General features: G+C 57.0%; 20 protein-coding genes and 1 rRNA gene. 15 read left to right on the forward strand and 6 right to left on the reverse strand.

What is annotated here, in order from left to right; genetic code table 11:
• The 5 genes from rrf to AUP42_RS18155 form a co-directional block, all read left to right on the forward strand.
• Positions 1 to 84: ribosomal RNA gene (rrf, locus tag AUP42_RS18135) — 5S ribosomal RNA — on the forward strand; the annotation flags it as partial.
• A gap of 227 nt (positions 85 to 311) precedes the next feature.
• Positions 312 to 611 (forward strand): DUF2282 domain-containing protein, encoded by a 300-nt coding sequence (locus AUP42_RS18140; RefSeq protein ID WP_062953136.1) that lies wholly within the window; start codon positions 312 to 314, stop codon positions 609 to 611.
• 58 nt (positions 612 to 669) lie between these two features.
• Positions 670 to 1,557, forward strand: coding sequence for a DUF692 domain-containing protein (locus AUP42_RS18145; protein ID WP_062953137.1), 888 nt, complete (start codon positions 670 to 672; stop codon positions 1,555 to 1,557).
• Complete coding sequence (locus tag AUP42_RS18150; RefSeq protein ID WP_062953018.1) at positions 1,554 to 2,312, forward strand: DNA-binding domain-containing protein; 759 nt, start codon at positions 1,554 to 1,556, stop codon at positions 2,310 to 2,312. The genes AUP42_RS18145 and AUP42_RS18150 overlap by 4 nt, the downstream gene beginning before the upstream one ends.
• A gap of 3 nt (positions 2,313 to 2,315) precedes the next feature.
• Positions 2,316 to 2,864 carry a DoxX family protein gene (locus AUP42_RS18155; protein ID WP_082824845.1) on the forward strand — a complete coding sequence of 183 codons (549 nt, stop codon included), beginning with the start codon at positions 2,316 to 2,318 and terminating at the stop codon, positions 2,862 to 2,864.
• 2 nt (positions 2,865 to 2,866) lie between these two features.
• Here the strand turns inward: AUP42_RS18155 and AUP42_RS18160 are convergent, their stop codons facing one another.
• Positions 2,867 to 3,583 carry a GntR family transcriptional regulator gene (locus AUP42_RS18160; protein WP_062953019.1) on the reverse strand — a complete coding sequence of 239 codons (717 nt, stop codon included), beginning with the start codon at positions 3,581 to 3,583 and terminating at the stop codon, positions 2,867 to 2,869.
• 359 nt (positions 3,584 to 3,942) lie between these two features.
• On the opposite strand from AUP42_RS18160, the gene AUP42_RS18165 reads away from it, so the two are divergent.
• From AUP42_RS18165 to AUP42_RS18180, 4 genes are all read left to right on the forward strand, one after another.
• Positions 3,943 to 5,061: a TRAP transporter substrate-binding protein gene (locus AUP42_RS18165; protein WP_062953020.1), complete on the forward strand. Its 1,119-nt coding sequence runs from the start codon at positions 3,943 to 3,945 to the stop codon at positions 5,059 to 5,061.
• Between the two features lies 1 nt (position 5,062).
• Positions 5,063 to 5,659: a TRAP transporter small permease subunit gene (locus AUP42_RS18170; RefSeq protein ID WP_062953021.1), complete on the forward strand. Its 597-nt coding sequence runs from the start codon at positions 5,063 to 5,065 to the stop codon at positions 5,657 to 5,659.
• Positions 5,660 to 5,665: 6 nt separating this feature from the next.
• The gene (locus AUP42_RS18175) at positions 5,666 to 6,991 is read left to right on the forward strand and encodes a TRAP transporter large permease (protein WP_062953022.1); all 1,326 of its coding nucleotides are present in this window, start codon (positions 5,666 to 5,668) and stop codon (positions 6,989 to 6,991) included.
• Between the two features lie 156 nt (positions 6,992 to 7,147).
• Positions 7,148 to 8,731, forward strand: coding sequence for a gamma-glutamyltransferase family protein (locus AUP42_RS18180; RefSeq protein ID WP_062953023.1), 1,584 nt, complete (start codon positions 7,148 to 7,150; stop codon positions 8,729 to 8,731).
• Positions 8,732 to 8,740: 9 nt separating this feature from the next.
• Here AUP42_RS18180 and AUP42_RS18185 read toward each other — a convergent pair whose 3' ends face one another.
• From AUP42_RS18185 to AUP42_RS18200, 4 genes are all read right to left on the reverse strand, one after another.
• Positions 8,741 to 9,052: a hypothetical protein gene (locus AUP42_RS18185; RefSeq protein WP_062953024.1), complete on the reverse strand. Its 312-nt coding sequence runs from the start codon at positions 9,050 to 9,052 to the stop codon at positions 8,741 to 8,743.
• Positions 9,018 to 9,827, reverse strand: a complete 810-nt coding sequence (locus AUP42_RS18190; RefSeq protein ID WP_062953025.1) for an SDR family NAD(P)-dependent oxidoreductase — start codon at positions 9,825 to 9,827, stop codon at positions 9,018 to 9,020. The genes AUP42_RS18185 and AUP42_RS18190 overlap by 35 nt, the downstream gene beginning before the upstream one ends.
• Before the next feature lie 167 nt (positions 9,828 to 9,994).
• Positions 9,995 to 10,816, reverse strand: a complete 822-nt coding sequence (locus AUP42_RS18195) for an alpha/beta fold hydrolase (RefSeq protein ID WP_062953139.1) — start codon at positions 10,814 to 10,816, stop codon at positions 9,995 to 9,997.
• 704 nt (positions 10,817 to 11,520) lie between these two features.
• Positions 11,521 to 12,540 carry an aldose epimerase family protein gene (locus AUP42_RS18200; RefSeq protein WP_331710671.1) on the reverse strand — a complete coding sequence of 340 codons (1,020 nt, stop codon included), beginning with the start codon at positions 12,538 to 12,540 and terminating at the stop codon, positions 11,521 to 11,523.
• Between the two features lie 178 nt (positions 12,541 to 12,718).
• On the opposite strand from AUP42_RS18200, the gene AUP42_RS18205 reads away from it, so the two are divergent.
• The 4 genes from AUP42_RS18205 (at position 12,719) to yjfF (ending at position 17,385) form a co-directional block, all read left to right on the forward strand.
• The gene (locus AUP42_RS18205; RefSeq protein WP_062953026.1) at positions 12,719 to 13,669 is read left to right on the forward strand and encodes an ABC transporter substrate-binding protein; all 951 of its coding nucleotides are present in this window, start codon (positions 12,719 to 12,721) and stop codon (positions 13,667 to 13,669) included.
• A 173-nt stretch (positions 13,670 to 13,842) separates the two neighbouring features.
• Positions 13,843 to 15,348 carry a sugar ABC transporter ATP-binding protein gene (locus tag AUP42_RS18210; protein WP_062953027.1) on the forward strand — a complete coding sequence of 502 codons (1,506 nt, stop codon included), beginning with the start codon at positions 13,843 to 13,845 and terminating at the stop codon, positions 15,346 to 15,348.
• A gap of 41 nt (positions 15,349 to 15,389) precedes the next feature.
• The gene (locus AUP42_RS18215) at positions 15,390 to 16,418 is read left to right on the forward strand and encodes an ABC transporter permease (protein WP_052268416.1); all 1,029 of its coding nucleotides are present in this window, start codon (positions 15,390 to 15,392) and stop codon (positions 16,416 to 16,418) included.
• Complete coding sequence (gene yjfF, locus AUP42_RS18220) at positions 16,408 to 17,385, forward strand: galactofuranose ABC transporter, permease protein YjfF (RefSeq protein WP_062953028.1); 978 nt, start codon at positions 16,408 to 16,410, stop codon at positions 17,383 to 17,385. The genes AUP42_RS18215 and yjfF overlap by 11 nt, the downstream gene beginning before the upstream one ends.
• 425 nt (positions 17,386 to 17,810) lie before the next feature.
• Here the strand turns inward: yjfF and AUP42_RS18225 are convergent, their stop codons facing one another.
• Positions 17,811 to 18,560 carry a FadR/GntR family transcriptional regulator gene (locus AUP42_RS18225; RefSeq protein WP_007092507.1) on the reverse strand — a complete coding sequence of 250 codons (750 nt, stop codon included), beginning with the start codon at positions 18,558 to 18,560 and terminating at the stop codon, positions 17,811 to 17,813.
• A gap of 639 nt (positions 18,561 to 19,199) precedes the next feature.
• Between AUP42_RS18225 and AUP42_RS18230 the strand changes: the two genes are divergently transcribed.
• Both AUP42_RS18230 and araD1 read left to right on the forward strand, forming a co-directional pair.
• Positions 19,200 to 19,973, forward strand: coding sequence for an SDR family NAD(P)-dependent oxidoreductase (locus AUP42_RS18230; RefSeq protein WP_062953029.1), 774 nt, complete (start codon positions 19,200 to 19,202; stop codon positions 19,971 to 19,973).
• A gap of 66 nt (positions 19,974 to 20,039) precedes the next feature.
• A complete protein-coding gene (araD1, locus tag AUP42_RS18235; RefSeq protein WP_062953030.1) occupies positions 20,040 to 21,029 on the forward strand; it encodes an AraD1 family protein in 990 nt (329 codons plus the stop codon).
• The last annotated feature ends 88 nt before the right edge of the window (positions 21,030 to 21,117 follow it).

A 21,117-nucleotide genomic window follows, 5' to 3' on the forward strand; every position in this document is an offset into this window, starting at 1 on the left:
ATCCCATCCCGAACTCAGAAGTGAAACCTGCCTGCGCCGATGGTACTTTGTCTTAAGGCACGGGAGAGTAGGTCACCGCCGGGCCTTCTAAACACAGCAAAACATATTCCCTGTTCAACGATTTCATGAAACCCCTGACCTTAAATGGTCGGGGGTTTTGTCGTTTCACGCATCCGTGATGAAATGTCGGAAAACTCTCACACTGACTTGATGTTTCGTGTGCCGAAGTTGCAATGACGGTGATCCGTTCGCCTGTTACCAAAAGACATCGCCAGACAGGCGATCAGGTTTCACGCAACAAGGATGACATCATGAAAAACGCATTGGTTCTGGGCGCGGCACTTTCGGCGGCGGTTTCGCTTGCGGCGGTTGGTCAGGCGCAGGCACAGGGTGCCAAGGAAAAATGTTTCGGTGTTTCACTTGCCGGGCAGAATGATTGTGCAGCGGGGCCGGGCACCACATGTGCCGGCACATCGAAAGTTGATTATCAGGGCAATGCCTGGAAGCTGGTTCCGGCCGGGACATGCGAGGATATGAGCTTTACGACGGCGGATGGCCGTGAAGTCATGGGTAGCCTTGAGGCGCTTGAGCGCGATCTTCCGAAATCCTGATGTGATGATGCCGACCGGTCTGGGCGGTCGGCACATTCTTTTTTCCGGGAGGTTTGCGATGATTGGTAACCCGCATGGCACCAGATTGCCCGACCGGGCCGGTGTCGGTTTCAAGGGCGCGCATGCCGATGATGTGATCGGCAAGCCAAAACAGGTCGGCTGGTTTGAAATCCATCCGGAAAATTACATGGTGGCCGGTGGGCCGCGCCTTGCGGTGCTTGAGGCATTGCGCGCCGATTATCCGATATCGATGCATGGGGTTGGATTGTCACTTGGCGGCGGGGAAAGGCTTGATCCCCATCATCTGGCCGATCTCAAGCGGCTGGTGGACCGGTTTGAGCCTGCGATGCTGTCGGAACATATTGCATGGTCAAGTCATGACGGGCTTTATATGGCCGACCTTTTGCCAACACCGATGACGCAAAAGTCGCTTGATCAACTGGTCGAGGCGATTGACGAGGTGCAGACGGCAACGGGACGGAAAATCCTGATTGAAAATCCGACGTCCTATCTGGCGCTGCCGCAAAATTCGATCCCCGAAATTGATTTTATTACCGAAGTCGCACGGCGTTCGGGCTGCGGGCTTCTGATTGATGTAAACAACATTTACATTTCGGCCTGTAATCTGGGTTTTGATGCCAGCGATTATGTTGATGCGATCCCCGGTGATCTGATCGGGGAAATCCATTTGGCCGGGCATGAGGCGGATGCCAATAGCAATGAGAAGGTTTTGATCGATACCCATTCGCGCCCGGTGGCCGATCCGGTTTGGGATCTGTTTGATCGCCTGATTGCGCGCATCGGGGCGCGGCCGACCCTGATTGAATGGGATAATGATGTGCCCGACTGGGCGACACTTCGGGCCGAGGCGGCGCTTGCGGACTTGCACCTTGAGGGGCGTCCTCAGCAGTTTTCGGGTGCCGATCCCGTGCGGGCGGCGTCATGAGTGACGCAGGGGCCTTCAGGGCGGAATTTTCCCGCGCTCTGATGGCGGTAGACCCGTCGGCGCAGCCTGTGGGCCTTGACCCGGCGATGGCGGGACGGTTTGCGATTTATCGCAACAATGTGCATCGCGGGCTTGGCGATGCGTTGATCGCGGCCTATCCGGTGGTGGCGAAGCTGGTGGGCGAGGATTTCTTTCGGGCGATGGCGCAGGCGTTTTTCCGGGCCGAGAAGGCACGCACCGGATCGCTTGCGCTTTATGGTGCCGGTTTTGCCGAATTTATCGATGGTTTCGATGCGGCGGCGTCGGTGCCGTATCTTTCCGACATTGCCCGGCTGGAACGGGCGCGGCTTGAGGTGCTGCATGAAGCCGATGAGGTGGTGCTGGATGCCAATTCACTTGCGGCTTTTGGCGATGATCTGGCGGCCTGCCGGTTTGTAGCGCATAGCGCCTGCCGGTTGGTGAACTCGTCCTTTCCGATCCATGCGATCTGGTTGCGGCAGCAGGCGGATCAGGACGGCAAAGAAGCAGCACCCGTCGTGCAGCAGGCGGAAAATATCCTGATTACCCGGCCCGGTATGACGGTGCGCCAGATCGTACTGGATGATGGGGGCGCGGTATTTGCCCGATGCCTTCTGGACGGCATGACGGTTGCCGAGGGTTATGACGCGGCAATCGAGTGTGATCCGCAATTTGATGTGACATCCGCGTTCGCCCAACTGATAGCGGTCGGTGCGTTTGCCGGTTTGAGGGAGTGAAAAATGCAAACAGCGATCAAAAGAATGACCGACCTGCATGCCAGCCTGTTTGGTGGTCTGGAAGCGCGGACCGATGGCTGGTTCATCGGGCTTTCGGCACGGTTGTGGTTTGCCGCGATTTTGCTGCCCTATTATTTCAATAGCGCGATGACCAAGCTGGCGGGGGATAGTTTCCCCAGTGCAGGGGCGTTTGCGCAGATCGTGCCGTCGATTGCCGATCAATATCTGTATGACACGGCGGCCATTCCGTTTTTCCCGTGGCATATCATCGTGATTGCCGGGACCTTGGCGGAATTTGTTTTGCCGGTTCTGATCGTTCTGGGCCTGTTTGCGCGCCTCGGTGCGCTTGGCATGATCGGGTTTGTGGCGGTGCAAACCGTGGTGGATGTCACAGCCCATGGTGCGGCGGCGGGCGCGCTTTTTGACGGCTTGCCCGATCAGTTGATTGATCAGCGGATGTTGTGGGTTTTTGTGTTGCTGATGCTGGTGATCAAGGGGGCGGGTAAATTTTCGCTTGATCATGTTCTGGGGCGGCGTGCGCGCGACGGATGAGATTATTTGGCGATCATGAGTGCGCGATGGTCGCTTTCGGCGCGGAGCGTTGCCAGATATTCCTGACTGACGTCATGGACCGACATGATGTGGGCGTAAAGCAGTTCTTCGGCGGCCTTGTGATCGCCGCGCAGGATGGCATCGACGATGCCCTGATGTTCCTCGTGCGAGGAGGCGAGGCGCGGCAGGCTGTTGAATTGTACCCGGCGAAACGGGGCGACCCGCCGACGCACGGCCTGGGTGACTTCGACCAGAACGTCATTGTGCGTTCCGACATAGATCGCATTGTGAAATTCACGGTTCTGGCTTTCGTAAGCCGGGCTGTCGCCCGCGCGCATCGCATGGGCCAGTTCGTGATGGAGTTCTTCGAGCGCGTGGCGCTCACCACTTGTCATGCGTTTGGCGGCAAGTCGCCCGCAGGTGCCTTCGAGTTCGGCCATGCTTTCAAACATCGCGGTCAATCGTTCCGGCGTTGCAAGCGAGACATAAACCCCGCGATTGGGGATTTTTTCGGCAAGTTCGGTCGCGGTCAGCAATTGCAGGGCTTCGCGGACCGGGGTGCGTGACACGCCAAAGCGTTTTGCAAGCTGGGTTTCTTCGAGCCGGGCACCAGGAACAAGCACGCCGGTAACAATATCGTCTTCGAGGGACTGGCAGAGTTTTTGCGCAATGCCGACCGGTTCGGGCGAAGGTTGCTGGGCCTGCTGCAGATGGATCATGTGCCGTTTCGACCCTTTGATCTTGTTGTCGGTTAATGTTCCGGGGCTCTTTCGGGGCACCCTATACAACCGATGTATACATGATATTTCCCGTAAAATCCAAGCGCAACTGTCGCGTGCGGGATTCCGTCCCCGGCGATCATATGTAATATGTTTAATTAATATGCATATATGCAGTGCAACAATTATATATGATTAAAAAATGAACAGTAAAATCGGGTATGTTGAGGCCGTAAATCAGTTAAGTTATTGAAATTCAACAAATGGCACGTCGGTTGCACGGTGTATACACAATGCGGACCAAGATCCGTTCGATGATATTATCCGCGTATTGCGCTTTCTCTATCAGGGAGACACCGATGACCAACCTTAAAAGACGCGACTTTCTGACGAAGTCGGCATTTGGCACGGCAGCCGCCGGGGCGGCTGTTTTTGCCACGCCGCATATCGCGCGTGCCCAGGAGAGCTTCAACTGGAAAATGACCAATGCCTATGGTCCGGGTTCACCGTTCTACGTGACCGGCCCGGGCAGCCCCGAGGATTTCTGCAAACGTGTTACGGAAATGTCGAGCGGGCGTCTGAACATCCAGCATTTTGCCGCGGGTGAACTGATCCCGGCACTTGAGGGCTTTGATGCCGTTCAGGCCGGTACGGTCGAAATGAATGCCGCCAATGCCTATTTCTGGGCGGGCAAGATTTTTGCCGCACAGTATTTCACCACTGTTCCGTTTGGCCTGAACTTCCAGGGTGTGAATGCGTGGCTGTATCATGGCGGCGGGCTTGAACTTTGGCATGAGCTGTATCAGCCCTATGGCCTGATTGCGTTCCCGATGGGCAATACCGGCGTTCAGATGACCGGCTGGTTCCGCGAGCCGATTGAAAGCCTTGATGATTTCAATGGCCTGAAAATGCGTATTCCGGGCCTTGCCGGCAAGGTCTATCAGCAGATCGGGGTCGAGGTGAAACTGCTTCCGGGGGGCGAGATTTTCCCGGCCCTTGAACGTGGCGTGATTGATGCCGCCGAGTTTGTCGGCCCGTATCAGGACCGTCGTCTGGGGCTTCAGAAGGCAGCCAAATATTACTACACCACCGGCTGGCATGAGCCATCCAACGTGACCGAGCTTCTGATCAATCAGAAAGCATGGGAAAGCCTTCCGGCCGATCTTCAGGCGATTGTCAAAAACGCCGCACAGGCGTGCAACCTTGACAGTCATTCCTGGTGCGAGGCCAACAATGCCGCGGCCCTTCGTGATCTGGTCGAGAATGAGGGCGTTATCGCCCAGACCCTTCCCGATGATGTCGTCAACAAGCTTAAAGGCATCACCAAAGAGACGCTGGAAGCAGAAGCGGCCAAGGATCCGCTGACCAAAAAGGTCCATGACGCATTCATGGCGTTCCGCGATACCCACCGTGAATGGGCGGCGGTGAGTGAAAAGCCCTATCACGGTATCATTTCATCCAAAGACGGGATGAGCTGATATGAATTCGACCCGTACTGAATCGCTGGCAGAACCGCTTCCCGACCGTGTGTTGGGATATATCGTCGATTTTGCCGGATGGGCGGCCGCGTTAAGCGGTCTTGCGCTTGTTCTGGTGGTCGGCGGCAATGTGTTGCTGCGCTATGTGTTCAATACCGGCAGTGTCGCCATGCAGGAACTTGAATGGCATCTGGTATCGCCGATTGCCCTTTTGGGGATGGCATATGGCATGCGGCATGGCGGCCATGTACGGGTCGATTTTCTTTATGACCGGCTAAGTGATCGGGCACGCGCGATGATTGATCTGTTTTCGGCGGTGCTGATGGTCATTCTTGGGGCTGCGATCATCTGGTTTGCCATTCCCTATGTGAACCAGTCGATCATGATGGGCGAAGGATCACCCGATCCGGGGGGATTGCCTTATCGTTTCCTGCTTAAGGCGTTTATCCCGGTCGGGTTCGGGTTGCTTTTCGTGCAGGCAATTGCGCAGGCCCTCATCAATTTCCGGCAGGTGACCGGGGCGACCCGGACCGCCGATGATACTGATGATGCCGGATATGCCACCCATAAAACCGCCACCGAAGTGCCTGGGGAATAATCGAACATGACTGGTAATGAATGGCTGGCCATCGGCATGGTCGGCGGCTTTTTCGGCTTCCTTGTTCTTGGGGTGCCGGTGGCGATATCGCTTGCGATTTCGGGTTTTGCCTTTGGCATTCTGGGATTTGGTACCGGGCTTTTTAACCTGCTGCCCGCGCGCATTTACGGGGTTGTGACCAACTATACACTTCTGGCCCTGCCGCTTTTCATCTTCATGGGGGTGATGCTTGAAAAGTCGAAACTGGCCGAAGAACTGATTGATGTGATCGGCCATGCCATGGGCCGCCTTCGCGGCGGCATGGGGCTTGCGATCGTGATTGTCGGGGTTCTGATGGGGGCGTCTTCGGGTGTGGTCGGGGCGACGGTGGTGACGGTCGGGTTGCTATCGCTTCAGCCGCTGATCAATCGCGGTTATAACAAGGGGGTGGCGTGCGGTGTGATTTGCGCATCGGGCACGCTTGGGCAGATCATCCCGCCAAGCCTTGTTCTGATCCTGCTTGCCGATATCCTTGGTGAGTCCGTTGGGACGCTGTTTGCCGCCGCGATGGTGCCGGGGTTGATCCTTGCCGGGATGCTCGCCCTTTATCTTGTGCTTCTGGGTATTTTCAAACCCGACATGGTGCCCGCGATCCCGCAGGATGAGCGCGATGCACTCGCCACCCGTGACCTTATGCTCAAGATCGCCAAGGTCGTGCTGCCGCCGCTGGCACTTGTTTTTGCGGTTCTGGGTTCCATCGTTGGCGGGATTGCCGCCCCGACAGAAGCCGCATCGATGGGCGCACTTGGTGCGCTGCTTCTGGCGCTGTTTACCGGGCGGCTTAATTTCGGGGTGATGCGCGATGTGTTGCGCGATACCCTGATCACCAGTGCGATGGTGTTTTTCATCCTGATCTGTGCGCAGCCCTTTGGCCTTGCCTTCCGCGGACTTGGCGGCGAGGGACTGGTGCATGCCATGTTTGAATGGGTGCCGGGTGGCGACATGGGTAACCTTCTGTTCATGATGGCGGTGATCTTTGTTCTTGGGTTCTTTCTTGAATGGATCGAGATTTCCTATATCGCGCTGCCGATGTTTTTGCCGGTGTTCATGAATAGCGGCATCGACATGGCGTGGCTTGCGATCCTTGTGGCGATGAACCTGCAGACCAGCTTCCTGACACCGCCCTTTGGCTGGGCCTTGTTCTTCCTGAAAGGGGTGGCGCCAAAATCGGTATCGACCATGGATATCTATCGCGGGGTCATTCCGTTTATCGGTATTCAGGCGCTGGCCCTTGTGCTGCTGTTTATCTTCCCAGGGCTGACAAGCTGGCTACCGGATCTTATCGGCTGGTAGCAACAGATAGGTCCTGATCCGAAATATCAGGCGATTTGTCCACGATGTGAAAATCGCCTGATACCCGGATCGTTTTCACGATAGATTTCAAAGAACAACAGGGCATGCCGGACGCACGGCATGCCAAAGATTTTTGCGCCATCAGGAGGCCCCGAAATGCTTAGAACCAGAACAAGCCTTGGCGGGATGGTCACAGCCCCGCATCATCTGGCTGCCCAGGCCGGGCGCGATGTTTTGCGCGATGGCGGCAACGCGGTCGAGGCGATGATTGCGGCGGCCGCCACCATTGCGGTTGTCTATCCGCATATGAATGCGATTGGCGGGGATGGGTTCTGGCTGATTGCCGAACCGGGCAAGGACCCGGTGGCGATCCGGGCATGCGGCGGGGCGGCAGGCTTGGCAAGCCCGGAATTTTACCGTGACCTTGGCCATGACAAAATCCCGGCGCGCGGGCCGCTGGCGGCATTGACCGTGGGTGGGGCGATTGGCGGCTGGATGGAGGCCGCAAAAATCGCCCAGAGACTGGGCGGGACATTGCCCATCGCGCGCCTTGTGGCCGATGCGGTGCATCATGCGCGCACCGGTGTGCCGATTACGAAATCGCAGCATGAACTGACGCGTGACAAGCTGCCGGAACTTCTGGGTGCGCCGGGGTATGTTGCGGCCTATGCCGCAAATGGCGTGCCCGAAATTGGTGATGTGTTGAAACAGCCGGCCCTTGGCGCAACGCTGGAACGGCTTGGCGCCGTCGGGCTTGATGATTTTTACCGGGGTGATATTGCGCGCGCCAATGCCAAGGGGCTTGAGGCGGCGGGAAGCCCGCTTCGGCTATCGGATTTTGAAGCCTATCACGCCAAAACCATGACGCCGCTTTCGGTGAAGCTATCAAGCGGCACCGTTTTCAATATGGTGCCACCAACGCAGGGGGCTGCGTCACTTATGATTCTTGGCCTGTTTGACCGGCTGGGTGTGAAAACGGGCGAGGGATTTGATCATATCCACGGCGTGATCGAGGCGACCAAACGCGCCTTTATCAAACGTGATGCCCATATCGGTGATCCGGGCCGGATGGATATTGATCCGATGTCGCTTCTGAGTGATGCGATGCTGGATGCCGAGGCGGCGAAAATCGATATGAAAACTGCATTGCCCTGGCCGCACATCGCCAAGCCCGGCGATACGATCTGGATGGGGGCGACGGATAAAAACGGCACGGTCGTCAGCTACATCCAGAGCATTTTCTGGGAATTCGGATCGGGCGTTGTCGTGCCCGAAACCGGGGTCCTGTGGCAGAACCGCGGGGCGAGCTTTACACTGCATGACGGTCCCAACCAGCTCGGCCCCGGCCGGTTGCCGTTCCACACACTCAACCCGGCGATGGCACGGCTGAACAACGGTGATGTCCTTACATACGGCACCATGGGGGGCGAGGGGCAGCCGCAAACCCAGGCGGCGGTGTTTACCCGCAATGTCCTGTTCGGACAGGATTTGCAGGCCGCAGTCACGGCACCGCGCTGGCTGCTGGGCCGGACATGGGGGGCGGAAACAACGACCCTGAAACTTGAAAACCGGTTTGATCCGGCCCTGATCACGCAGCTTGAAAAAGCCGGTCATGCGGTCGAAGTCGTCGGTGATTTCGAAGACATGATGGGCCATGCGGGGGGCATTTTGCTGCGCGCCAATGGCGTGATGGAAGGGGCGACCGACCCGCGGGCGGATGGGGTGGTTGCGGGGCTTTGATCATATCACTCAGGCCCTAACAAACCGGTAGGCACTGCCGCGGCGTTCGGCGTGGCCGACGCCGGGATAGGTCCCGTGATAGCCGAGCATCCTGATTTCTTCCAAGGCGGCGCGATCAAGCAGCATCTGCCGGTTGGCAAGGGCCTGTTCCGGGACTGTGTCAAAGCCGAAATGCCAAGCGGGATGGGCAAAAAAGATGATCTCGTTTGTGCAGGCATCCCTCCCCATCATTTGCAGGACGGCAAGTCGTTTGGTGTTACTGGCATCGGGGGGAATGCCGCGCGGATCATGCTGGTTCACCTGTTTTGGCAAGGTTGGCATAACGCGGTGCGGGTTGGGCGAGGGACAGGAACGGGGCAATTGCATGGCGGGCCGTTTCCATGGCATCCCACATCGCCGGATCGGCAAGGGACGGGATGGTGATCAATTCACCCTGATCAAAGCCGGCAAGGGCGGCATCGACCATGTCACCGGCATCCATCATCATTTCCGGCGGGATCACGTTGATATCGAGCCCGGCACGTTCGAAAAGTTCGGTGCGGGTAAAGCCCGGAAGAACCGCCTGCATCTGCACCCCGCGCGGGCCGATTTCAGCGGCAAGGGACTGGGTCAGTGACAGGACGAATGCCTTGCTGGCGCAGTAGGATGCATTGAAACGTTCGGGCATCAGCGGCACGACCGATGCGATATTGATAATGGCGCCGCGACCGCGATCTACAAAATTGTGGGCGGCGGCAAGTGTCAGCCGGTGCAGGATATCGACATTCAGAAACACCAGTTGGCGCAGGCTGTCCGGGTCGGAAGCCAGAACATTTGCATTCGGGCCAATACCGGCCGAATTGACAACCAGTGTCAGGTCGTCGCCGGTCGCGAGCCGGGCTGCGACATTTTCAAGATCGTCATGATTGGTCAAATCCGCCGGAAGGGCCGTGACCGCGACACCGTATTGCGTGGAAAGATCGGTGGCAAGCTGTTCAAGGCGTCCGGCATTGCGTGCAACAAGCACAAGGTTATAGCCGCGTTTGGCAAGTCGGTCGGCATAAACGGCACCAATGCCCGACGAGGCACCGGTAACAAGTGCGGTTCCCTTTGACATGGCGGGCTCCTGCTTCCTGAGGTTTGAAACGATTAATGCGAATTGTCCTTGAAAGGGCGAAGGCAGATCGGGCCGTTTCCGGGGGATGGATTGGCGGGGGCATCAATCCAGCCCCGGAAAGCGGTTCTGTTCTGCGTAACGGTTCAGGCAATCATCGAAAACGGATGTCAGGCCCGAATGAAATCGAGAACATCCTGATTGAAACGTTCGGTATGGGTTTGCGAAAGGCCGTGATCGGCACCTTCGTAAATTTTCAGAACCGATCCCTTGACGATTTTCGAGCTTTCAAGCGCGGATGCGACAATCGGAACGATCTGGTCATCATCGCCATGCACGATCAGGGTGGGTTTATCGATCTTGCGAAGGTCTTCGGTGTAATCGACTTCGGAAAATTCGCGGATGCAGTCAAGCTGGCCCTTGATGCCGCCCATCATGCCCTGTGCCCAGAAACTTTCGCGCACACCTTCGGAAATTTTCGCGCCTTCGCGGTTATAGCCATAGAACGGAATGGTCACATCGCGGAAGAATTGCGACCGGTCTTCAAGCGTGCCCTTGCGAATGCCGTCAAACACGTCCATTGGCAAGCCGTTGGGGTTTTTATCGGTTTTCAGCATCAGGGGCGGAACCGCGCCGACCAGAACGACCTTTGCAACGCGTTTGGTGCCATGACGACCCAGATAGTGCGCCACTTCGCCGCCGCCGGTCGAATGGCCGATCATGATCAGGTCCTTCAGGTCCAGATAGTCGATCAGTTCGGCCAGATCATCGGCATACTGGTCCATATTGTTGCCATCCCAAGTCTGGGTGGAACGGCCGTGGCTGCGGCGGTCATGGGCGATTACGCGATATCCCTGCTGGCCAAAAAACACCATCTGGGCATCCCATGCATCGGCCGATAGCGGCCAGCCATGAGAAAACAGGATCGGCTGACCCTTGCCCCAGTCCTTGTAGAAAATTTCGGTGCCATCCTTGGTTTTGATAAACGACATGCTCTGTACTCCTGATTTTGTCGGGTTCGGATTGGTTGCGGCAAAGGACATTTTGGGAAGTTCGTTGGCCACGACGGCCGACCCGCCCGCCAAAAGAAGATTTCGCCGTGATATTTCCATCGAAAACGCATTTGACTGTTCGTTTTGCCAATCCACCCGGGCCGACAATGGTCAGCAGCCTGGAGACGGGCAGCCGTTTTGTCGGGTTTTCATCCCGTTGATTGCGAACAGAAGCCGGCGACAAAGGCCTTGGCATGGCCATAGGATGGCGGGGCGGGGTTGCATCGGATGTCGGCGTAGTGATGTTATCGGCGGGTGAATTGTTGCCTTGATTGCTGGCTGACGATCCTGTGCCGTGTTGCAGCGTTGCAATGAGGATGTATCCGCGTCCGGGAATATTGCTGATGAAGCCCGATGCCTGTTTAGTGGCTTCCATTGCCCTGCTGCCAACAGGCACGGCTTTGCCATCGCGCAAAAGAGCACGTCGGGCAGGCAAGAACGTGAAGGGGCCGAATGAAAGCTCTTCTTCCACGCAACGATCACCCTGCGGACATTCCGCGAGGTGTGCCTCCAGATGGGTTTCTCAAATGGAATGACTATAAGGTATCACAAAAGTTGTTTTACACCAGCGCGTTATTGCGCTGCGTCATACAACTTTCGATGATATTTTGATGACCATGAGCCGGAGGCAGCAGCTGTCTTTGTTAGGAGAATTCCCACTCGATCACGTGCTTATATGTCTCGCCCGGATTGAGCCACGGGCTTGGGAAGTCCGGGCGGTTGGGGCTGTCGGGGAAGGTTTGGGGTTCAAGGGCGATGCCGCTGGATTTGTGGAGGCTTTTGCCGTCGGGCATTTTCATCGCATCGGTGAAATGCTGCGATAGGTAGAATTGCAATCCGGCCTCGGTCGAGAACAGTTTCATCGTCCGGCCGCTATCGGGATCGGACAGGGTTGCGATCTGTTTAAGCGGTCCGCGCGCGCCATTGAGGCAGAAATTGTGATCAAAGCCCTGATCGGCATTCAGAAGGTTCTGTGCGATCACGGCGGGGTTTCGGAAATCATAGCTGGTTCCGGCAACGTCGCGGCGCCCGGCAAGCGGGATCAGGCGATCATCAATCGGAAGATAGGCATCGGCATTGATTTGCAGGATATGCAGGGCCGCGCATTTATCAAACCGCCCTGTCAGGTTCCAATAGGCGTGGCTGGTCATATTGACCGGGCAGGTCTGATCGCAGGTTGCCGTGATTTCAAGGCGCAGGCGATTTTCAGCGACAATCGAATAGGTCGCGGTGGCCGAGAAATTCCCCGGATATCCCTGATCGCCATCAGGGCTTTCGAGGTGGAACGCGATTTTGTGATCAGAGTTTTGCGTAACCGACCAGTCGTGTCGATCAAAGCCGGTGATGCCGCCATGCAGGTGTGTGGGGCCTTCATTGGCGGCCAGTGTCACCCGGTCACCATTCGGGGCGATATAGGCCGAATTGGCGATGCGGTTGGCATAGCGCCCGCAGACCGCGCCGATATAGCTGTCATGGGTGGCGTAGGCATCATCATCGGGCAGGCCGACAGTGATATTGGTTTCCGTGCCGTCGTCATTACGCAGCCAAAGCGCCCGGATACGCGCCCCATAGGGGGATAGCAGGATTCGCATTTTTGCGGTCCTGATTTGCAGGGTTCCTGCCGGTGCCGGGTTCATCGGGATTGCTGTCGGGTTTTTCGACATGTCGCCTCATTTTATCTGCAAATAGCTGTTTTATTTAGACTTTGCGGTTTTTTCATCCGCTGTCAACCACGCTTTCTACGCGAAAGTGGGGAGGCGCATTTAGGCCGTTGAGTTCCTTCAAATCATATTGTATTACTATATGGCTTTTAGCAATAAAACAGCCTTTAGGGAGGAAATAATGAAAAGTCTCAAGCAGCTTGCAGTTTCGACGGCAGCACTCGGTGTTGCACTTGGTCTGTCCTTTGCGGCACAGGCCGAAATGATGATCGGCTTTTCGCAGATCGGGTCGGAAAGCGGCTGGCGTACGTCCGAGACGGAATCAATCAAGGCCGAAGCGGAAAAGCGCGGCATTGATCTGAAATTCTCGGATGCGCAGCAGAAACAGGAAAACCAGATCAAGGCAGTCCGTTCCTTCATCGCCCAGGGCGTTGATGGCATTCTGCTGGCACCGGTTGTTGAAACCGGCTGGGATCAGGTGCTTCAGGAAGCCAAGGATGCCGGTATTCCCGTCGTTCTGGTCGACCGTGGGGTTGCGGCCGATGAAAGCCTGTATCTGACCAAGGTTGCATCCGACTTCGTGGTGGAAGGCGCGCTTGCAGCCGCATGGCTTGCAGCGGAAACCAACGGCGTTTGTGATGTTGTCGAGCTGCAGGGCACTGTTGGCTCGTCGGCTGCCAATGACCGCAAGGAAGGTTTTGAGTCCGTTGTCGGCAACTTCCCGGGCATCAGCATCATCCGTTCCCAGTCGGGTGATTTCACCCGTTCGGGCGGCAAGGAAGTCATGGAAAGCTTCCTGAAAGCCGAAGATGGCGGCAAGAACATCTGTGCGGTTTATGCGCATAACGATGACATGGCGCTCGGTGCGGTGCAGGCGATCAAGGAAGCCGGTCTGAACCCGGGGGATGACATCCTGATCGTATCGATCGATGCGGTTCCTGATATCTTCAAGGCGATGGCCGATGGCGATACCAATGCCACCATCGAGCTGAACCCGCATCTGGGCGCACCGGCCTTTGACGCGATCAAGGCATCCATGGATGGCCAGGAAGTGCCGAAATGGATCAAGGCCAATGGTCCGCTTTATCTGCCTGATACCGCTGCCGAAGAATACAAAATGCGCAGCAAGTAAGGCCGTTGTCCGCAACCGTGCGCCTTACCGTGCGGTTGGGGTGACGCAACTGGCGTGATGTCTGAACGCATCCCCGTCTGATGGCGGGGGTGCGTTTGGACGCATCCGGGCATGAATTTCGTGCCGTGTATGATGTGTCAAAGCCAGTGAACATAAAGGGAGAGGGGCTATCCATGTCTGAGAAGACGCAATCCGTGCTGTCAGTACGCGGGGCGGGAAAGTTTTTTCCCGGCGTCAAAGCCTTGCAGGATGTCGATTTCGATTTGCAATCCGGTGAAATTCACGCGCTTCTGGGTGAAAACGGTGCCGGGAAATCGACCCTGATCAAGGTGATTACCGGGGTTCATCCGCGCGATGCCGGTACGGTCCTGCTTGACGGGCAGGAAATCCATCCAAACCATCCGGGCGACGCACAGGCGCTTGGCATTTCGACGGTTTATCAGGAAGTGAACCTGGTTCCCACGCTGTCGGTTGCCGAAAACCTGATGCTGGAACGCCAGACTTTGAAATTCGGGTTTATTTCGTGGAAGAAAACCGAAAGCGACGCCAAGGCTGCACTTGAAACGCTGGGGCTTGATATTGATGTCAACCGGCCGCTGGGTTCCTATTCGGTGGCGATCCAGCAATTGGTCGCGATTGCACGTGCGGTGGCACTGGATGCGCGGGTTCTGATCCTTGACGAACCAACCGCAAGCCTTGATGCCGAGGAAATCCGCACCCTGTTTCGCATCATGAACGAACTGCGTGCCAAGGGGCTTGGCATTGTGTTTGTCACCCATTTCCTGGATCAGGTTTACGCGATCACGGACCGCATCACGGTTTTGCGCAACGGGCGGCTTGTTGGCACGTTTGTGACCAAAGAACTGGCGCAGATTGACCTTATCAATCACATGCTGGGCCGGGAACTGGCCGAAGTCAGTTCGCATCGCCATCAGGATGAAAGCAATTTCACCGGCAAGGGCCGCCAGATCCAGATCAAGAATCTGGGCAAGAAGCGCGTGCTGGAGCCCGTGACGCTTGACCTTTCGGGCGGCGAGATTGTCGGTCTGGCCGGGCTTCTGGGGTCGGGCCGGACGGAGCTTTCGGAGCTTATTTTCGGGGCGAAAAAGGCCGATAGCGGTCTTGTGTTCCTTGACGGCGAGCCAGTGATGCTGCGATCCCCCCGCCATGCGATCCGGTCGGGTTTCGGGCTTTGCCCCGAGGACCGCAAACAGGATGGTATTGTGGCGGAGCTTAGCGTGCGTGAAAATATCATGCTGGCCCTTCAGGGGCGGCGGGGCTGGCTGCGCCCGATTGCACGCGCCGAGCAGCAGAAAACCGCCGATGAGATGATCAAGGCGCTGGGGATTGCGACACCGGACAGCGAAAAGCCTGTCGGGCAACTGAGCGGTGGCAATCAGCAGAAGGTCATTCTGGCGCGCTGGCTGGTGTCCAAGCCGATTTTCCTTATTCTTGACGAGCCGACACGCGGCATTGATGTGGGCGCGCATGCCGATATCATCAAGCTGATCAAGGAGCTTTGTGACGAGGGGCTGGCCCTGCTGGTGGCGTCATCCGAGCTTGAGGAAATCGTTGCCTTTGCCGACCGGGTGGCGGTGATGCGCGACCGCCAAAAGGTTTCCGAACTGACGGGTGCCGAAATCACGCAGGACAGGATCATCGAGGCGATTGCACGATGACCAGCTTGCAGGACAAAAAGAAATTACGGGAAAGCAGCGCCATGTCTGCATCTTCTTTGCTGAGCCGGCAATGGTTTGGCCCGGTGGCGGCCCTTGTGCTGATCATTCTGGGTATCGGGATCATATCGCCGGACTTTTTTGATATTCGCATTGTTGACGGGCATCTTTACGGGTCGCTTGTTGATGTGGTGCATCGCGGCGCATCGACAGCCCTTGTGGCGGTCGGCATGGCGGTGGTCATCGGCACGCGGGGCATTGATCTTTCGGTCGGATCGGTGATTGCGATTTCGGCCGCGGTGATGGCGGTTCTGATCCGTGATACCGATCTGCATCCGGCGGTCATCATCCTGGCCGCCCTTGGCGCCGGGGTGCTGTGCGGGCTGTGGAACGGGATGCTGGTGGCCTATCTTGATATCCAGCCGATCATCGCGACCCTGATCCTGATGGTGGCCGGGCGCGGGATTGCGCAGATGATCACTGATGGGCAGATCGTGACCTTCCACGGGGCGTTTTTCGAAGGGATTGGCAGCGGTTATCTGCTGGGCATTCCGTGGCGGGTGATCATTGCTGCGGTGGTGATTGGGGCGCTTTACGGCGTGATGCGCAAAACAGCCCTTGGCCTGTTTGTTGAATCGGTTGGCGGCAATGCACGCGCCAGCCGACTTGCGGGTATTGATGCGCGCGGGATCAAGCTTCTGGCCTATGCGATTTCGGGGCTGTGTGCGGCTTTTGCCGGGATCATTATTGCGGCTGATATCCGCGGCGCGGATGCCAATAATGCCGGGCTGTGGCTTGAACTGGATGCCATTCTGGCGGTGGTGATCGGGGGCGCGTCGCTGATGGGCGGGCGGTTCTTTATCGGCATGACGGTGATCGGGGTTCTGATCATTCAGTCGCTGACCACGGGCATTTTGCTGTCGGGTTTGCCGTCGCAATATACCCTGATCGTCAAGGCGGCGGTGGTGATGGTGGTTCTGCTGGTGCAGGCGCCGAAATCCCGCGAACTGGCGGGCAAGGCGTGGGAAAAGATCGGCAGCCGGAAGGTGCGGGGGAATTCCGATGAAAATTAATGAACGTTATTACCCGTTGCTCGCCACTTTGGCGGTGCTGGCCCTGCTTTACGGTTACGGGATTGCCGAACATCGGGCGTTTTCCGATACCTATGTTCTGGGTGCGCTTCTGACCGATAATGCGTTTCTGATCATTACCGCGGTCGGCATGACATTTGTCATCCTGTCGGGCGGGATTGATCTTTCGGTCGGCTCGATGATTGCCTTTGTCGGCGTATTGATGGCCGAGCTTGTCACCGGGTTTGGTATGCATCCGTTGGTGGCGGTGGTGATTTCGATTGCGGTGGGGACGCTTTTCGGGGCCTTCATGGGGGTGATTATCGCCAAATTCGATATCCAGCCCTTTATCATCACCCTGGCGGGGATGTTTTTCCTGCGCGGGATGTGTTTCCTGATCAACCTTGATTCCGTGCCGATTGATCATCCGTTTGTCGCCGATTTCAGCGGATTTAAAATCCCGCTGCCCGGTCGTGGCTGGATCAGTGCGGCGGCGTTGCTGATGCTGATTACGGTGATTGCCGGGGTGGTGATCGCGCATTACACCCGGTTCGGGCGCAATGTCTATGCCATTGGCGGGGACCGTCAATCGGCGGAATTGCTGGGCATTCCGGTGCAGGGCACGATCATCCGGGTTTATACTTTGTCGGGCTTTTTCAGTGCCTTGGCCGGGGTTGTTTTCGCGTTTTATACCGCATCGGCCTATCCGTTGGCAGCCGTCGGGGTGGAGCTTGACGCGATTGCGGCGGTGGTGATTGGCGGAACGCTTCTGACCGGGGGCATGGGCTTTGTGGTTGGGACCTTCTTTGGCGGGATCATCATGGGGGTGATCCAGACCCTGATCGCGTTTGACGGGTCGCTCAATAGCTGGTGGACCAAGATCATGATCGGGGCGCTTTTGTTTGGCTTTATCGTGCTGCAACGCCTGATTACACGGTCATTTTCGGGGATGCGGGCCGGGGCGGGGTAAGCTATCGGGGGCTGAAACCGGTCATATCATCCGGTCATATCATGGCGTTAAATTCGGGCCGGGGCGGCAGGGCTGCTTCGGCCCGAAGTGTTTTCAGGGGCGTTCATTCCGGCGGTCAGAACGCGGCTTTGCGATCCGGTTTTTTTATGAAGTTATTTTTCATAATCGATCCGATTTTTCATTTTTGGTGAATAATGGAGCGGGAAGCGGCGTGGCGAAGATCGTGACCATGCATTTCGGGCACGAAAAACCGGCTTTTATTTGTGTGAGGAATACGGGTTTTGGCCGTTATGAGACGAAAAACGGCTTTTTATTTGTATGAGGAATACAAAAGGGGCCGTCCTGATGACAGCCCCGTTTTTGTCTTTTGCTGCTGTATGGGTGCGATGACATCGCCGGGTCCGTCAGGCGACATCAAAGCAGTATCAGAGACCGATCACATCCCAGTCATGTTCGCTTTTCATGCCGAGCTGCTGGCGGAGTTGCAGCATGGTGCGGCTGAGAAGGTTGCGCATGGCTTCGCGGGCGTCGCCGGGTTCGCGGTGCGCGATGGCGCGATACACCGCGAAATGGTCAGGCAGGGATTTGACATGCGCCTTTGGCCCGCCCGACGACAGGCGGAACGAGCCGATCAGCGCGGTTTCAATCAGCATGCCGAACGATTTCATGAAATCATTGCCCGACGCATCCAAAATCGCCTGATGGAAAACAAGGTCGGTGATATAGACGGCCTCGGTGCCGAGTTCGGCATTTTCCATGCCGGTATAGGCGGCCTCGATCGTGGCGAGCTGTTCCTCGGTCGCGCGTTCGGCGGCCATGGCGGCGGTGTTGGGCTCGATGATCATGCGGGTTTCAAACAGGCCATAGAGAAACGCCGGATCGGGATCGGGGAAATGCCAGGACAGAACATCAGGGTCCAGAAGGTTCCAGCTTGTGCGCGGTTTGACGCGCGTGCCGGTTTTCGGACGGCTTTCGATCAGCCCCTTGGCCGAGAGGATCTTGATCGCCTCGCGCAGGGCCGTGCGCGAGACATCAAGCGATTCACTCAAGGCCGCCTCGGTCGGGAGGACATCGCCCGGTGCCAGTTTGCCCGAAACGATCCGTGATCCCAGATCATGGGCAACGATGCTGTGCAGGCTGCGTTTGGCATAGGTTCGTGACATGGACGATGGCATTCAAATTCCTCCGGTGCGGTCTTTTGATATCTGTGGAAAGCGGTGGCTGGGTCGGTGACCGCACTCTGACATTATTCATATAATATGAATTTATTTTAAGGGCAACTTCCGTGCGCCCGATAATGCCTTGTGCTGCAACGCATATATTTATTTCGGTGGCTGTGCGCCGTGTGCGATTGCACCCTATCGGAGGTGTCATTTTTATAGACCACTTATCACCAAATAAGAAGCAGTGAGTTTGGCATCGTCCCGGACCCGGATGTTGCCGGTTTGCGGCTTGACAGCAAGCCACATCCTGATAATTAATGTTATTGTATGAAGAATAAAAGAACAAGACTGTCAGGAGGAAGCACCCCATCGCACGGCAACGGGTATTGTAAACGGAGATCATAATCCGGCCCGAAAGATGCGCGATGGTGGATTTTCGCAAAATTTGCGGGCAGGCGGGCGAGATGTTTTGCAGTTACCCGATCACCTGACGTGATGTGATGTGATGCGATGCGATGCCCCTTACGTACCCCTTATCGGGTGCATCCTGCCAGTTTGAACCCTGATCCCCGATCATGGCGTGCCGGAGGGAACCGGTACCCGGATCAGGGATCGGCACACCAAGACCAGATGACGGGAGAGCCGACGATCATGTCCGATCGCATGCCAACGAACTATACCAGCCTTGCCGATAAATCGGTTTTCATTACCGGCGGTGCCACGGGCATTGGCGAGGCGCTTGTAACCGCCTTTGTCGAGCAGGGCGCGAAAGTCGCCTTTGTCGACATTGCCGAGGAAGCAGGCCATGCGCTTGTTGAAAAGCTGGGCAAGGATGCCAAGAACAAGCCGCTTTTCATCACATGCGACATTACCGATATCAAGGCGCTTCAGGATGCGGTAGCAACGGCTGCCAAGGCCAATGGCCCGATCACGGCGTTGCTTAACAATGCCGCCAACGATACCCGCCATAAATGGCAGGACGTGACGCCGGAATACTGGGATGAGCGCCAGGCGATCAATATCCGCCCGTCGTTTTTTGCCATTCAGGCGGTCGCCCCGATGATGCAGAAGGCCGGTGGTGGTGCGATTGTCAATTTCGGGTCGGTAAGCTGGATGATGGGGCAGGGCGGCATGCCGGGCTATACCACGGCAAAGGCCGCAACCCATGGCCTGACGCGCGGCATGGCACGCGACCTTGGCAAGGATGGCATCCGGGTCAATACGCTGGTGCCCGGCTGGGTCATGACGCAGCGCCAGCTTGACCTTTGGGTCGACGAAGCCGCCGAGCGCGAGATTGACGAGCGCCAGTGCCTTAAAAACAGGGTGATGCCGAGCGATATCGCGCGCATGGCGCTTTTCCTGACCTCGGACGAAAGCCGCATGGTCACGGCACAGAACTTTATCGTTGATGGCGGCTGGGTCTGATCGCGGTCTGATCGGCCGGAAAATACCCCCGATTTTACGAACAGAGACATTATCAGGACAGATTTCATGAGACTGGTTCAATACAAGGATACCGCCGGCGCGCAGCATGTGGCCGTGGTCGAGGATGCCAAAACCCTGATCCCGCTTAAGGCGGTTGCCTCCACGCGCGAGCTTGCCAGCATCGCGATTTCGCAAGGGGTCACGATGATCGAGGCGGCAAAGGCCCGCCTGGGCGACACCAACGTTGATTATGACGAGGTCGCCAAATCCGGCCGGTTGCTCCCGCCGATCACCCATGCCGATCCGGCGCATTTCCTTGTCACCGGAACGGGTTTGACCCACCTTGGCTCTGCGTCGGCCCGGGCCAACATGCACAAGGCCGATAACAAGGCGGCGGATGAAACAGATTCCATGAAGATGTTTCGCATGGGGGTCGAGGGCGGCAAGCCGAAAGCGGGCGAACAGGGCGTGCAGCCGGAATGGTTTTACAAGGGTGATGGCTCGGTCGTGGCCAATCCGGGTGCGGATATCCCAAGCCCGTCCTTTGCCCTTGATGGCAGCGAAGAGCCCGAAATTGCCGCGATTTACGTGATTGACCCCGAAGGCAATCCGGTGCGCATCGGCTTTGCGATTGGCAACGAGTTTTCCGACCATGTGATGGAACGCCAGAATTACCTTTATCTGGCGCATTCGAAACTGCGTGCCTGCGCGATGGGGCCGGAACTGCTTCTGGGTGATCTGCCAAGCCATGTTGAAGGCACGTCGCGGCTTTATCGCGATGGCAAGGTCATCTGGGAAAAACCGTTTCTGAGTGGCGAGGACAATATGTCTCACTCTCTCGCCAATCTTGAATATCATCACTTCAAATATGATCTGTTCTGCCGCCCGGGCGATGTGCATGCGCATTTCTTTGGCACGGCGACGCTTTCCTTTGCCGATGGCATCAAAACGCAGGATGGCGACGAATTCGAGATCGAGGCCGCCCCGTTTGGCCGCGCGCTTCGCAACCGGCTTAAAACACAGGCGGAACGCAAGGTGACGATCAGGTCGATCTGATTGATCGGATCGATCTGATGCCCAAGGGATATCAGGGTTTTACCAAGGGGCCACGATAAAAGCCCCGTCTCCCTCCAGAGCACTTCGT

The sequence above is a fragment of the Thalassospira lucentensis genome (assembly GCF_001613805.1).
Lineage (GTDB): Bacteria > Pseudomonadota > Alphaproteobacteria > Rhodospirillales > Thalassospiraceae > Thalassospira > Thalassospira lucentensis_A.

Excerpts from the sequence above, each read along its gene's own strand:
- AUP42_RS18140 (WP_062953136.1), top strand. The coding sequence starts at position 312 with ATGAAAAACGCATTGGTTCTGGGCGCGGCACTTTCGGCGGCGGTTTCG.
- AUP42_RS18145 (WP_062953137.1), top strand. The coding sequence starts at position 670 with ATGATTGGTAACCCGCATGGCACCAGATTGCCCGACCGGGCCGGTGTC.
- AUP42_RS18150 (WP_062953018.1), top strand. The coding sequence starts at position 1,554 with ATGAGTGACGCAGGGGCCTTCAGGGCGGAATTTTCCCGCGCTCTGATG.
- AUP42_RS18155 (WP_082824845.1), top strand. The coding sequence starts at position 2,316 with ATGCAAACAGCGATCAAAAGAATGACCGACCTGCATGCCAGCCTGTTT.
- AUP42_RS18160 (WP_062953019.1), bottom strand. The coding sequence starts at position 3,583 with ATGATCCATCTGCAGCAGGCCCAGCAACCTTCGCCCGAACCGGTCGGC.
- AUP42_RS18165 (WP_062953020.1), top strand. The coding sequence starts at position 3,943 with ATGACCAACCTTAAAAGACGCGACTTTCTGACGAAGTCGGCATTTGGC.
- AUP42_RS18170 (WP_062953021.1), top strand. The coding sequence starts at position 5,063 with ATGAATTCGACCCGTACTGAATCGCTGGCAGAACCGCTTCCCGACCGT.
- AUP42_RS18175 (WP_062953022.1), top strand. The coding sequence starts at position 5,666 with ATGACTGGTAATGAATGGCTGGCCATCGGCATGGTCGGCGGCTTTTTC.
- AUP42_RS18180 (WP_062953023.1), top strand. The coding sequence starts at position 7,148 with ATGCTTAGAACCAGAACAAGCCTTGGCGGGATGGTCACAGCCCCGCAT.
- AUP42_RS18185 (WP_062953024.1), bottom strand. The coding sequence starts at position 9,052 with ATGCCAACCTTGCCAAAACAGGTGAACCAGCATGATCCGCGCGGCATT.
- AUP42_RS18190 (WP_062953025.1), bottom strand. The coding sequence starts at position 9,827 with ATGTCAAAGGGAACCGCACTTGTTACCGGTGCCTCGTCGGGCATTGGT.
- AUP42_RS18195 (WP_062953139.1), bottom strand. The coding sequence starts at position 10,816 with ATGTCGTTTATCAAAACCAAGGATGGCACCGAAATTTTCTACAAGGAC.
- AUP42_RS18200 (WP_331710671.1), bottom strand. The coding sequence starts at position 12,540 with ATGTCGAAAAACCCGACAGCAATCCCGATGAACCCGGCACCGGCAGGA.
- AUP42_RS18205 (WP_062953026.1), top strand. The coding sequence starts at position 12,719 with ATGAAAAGTCTCAAGCAGCTTGCAGTTTCGACGGCAGCACTCGGTGTT.
- AUP42_RS18210 (WP_062953027.1), top strand. The coding sequence starts at position 13,843 with ATGTCTGAGAAGACGCAATCCGTGCTGTCAGTACGCGGGGCGGGAAAG.
- AUP42_RS18215 (WP_052268416.1), top strand. The coding sequence starts at position 15,390 with ATGTCTGCATCTTCTTTGCTGAGCCGGCAATGGTTTGGCCCGGTGGCG.
- yjfF (WP_062953028.1), top strand. The coding sequence starts at position 16,408 with ATGAAAATTAATGAACGTTATTACCCGTTGCTCGCCACTTTGGCGGTG.
- AUP42_RS18225 (WP_007092507.1), bottom strand. The coding sequence starts at position 18,560 with ATGCCATCGTCCATGTCACGAACCTATGCCAAACGCAGCCTGCACAGC.
- AUP42_RS18230 (WP_062953029.1), top strand. The coding sequence starts at position 19,200 with ATGTCCGATCGCATGCCAACGAACTATACCAGCCTTGCCGATAAATCG.
- araD1 (WP_062953030.1), top strand. The coding sequence starts at position 20,040 with ATGAGACTGGTTCAATACAAGGATACCGCCGGCGCGCAGCATGTGGCC.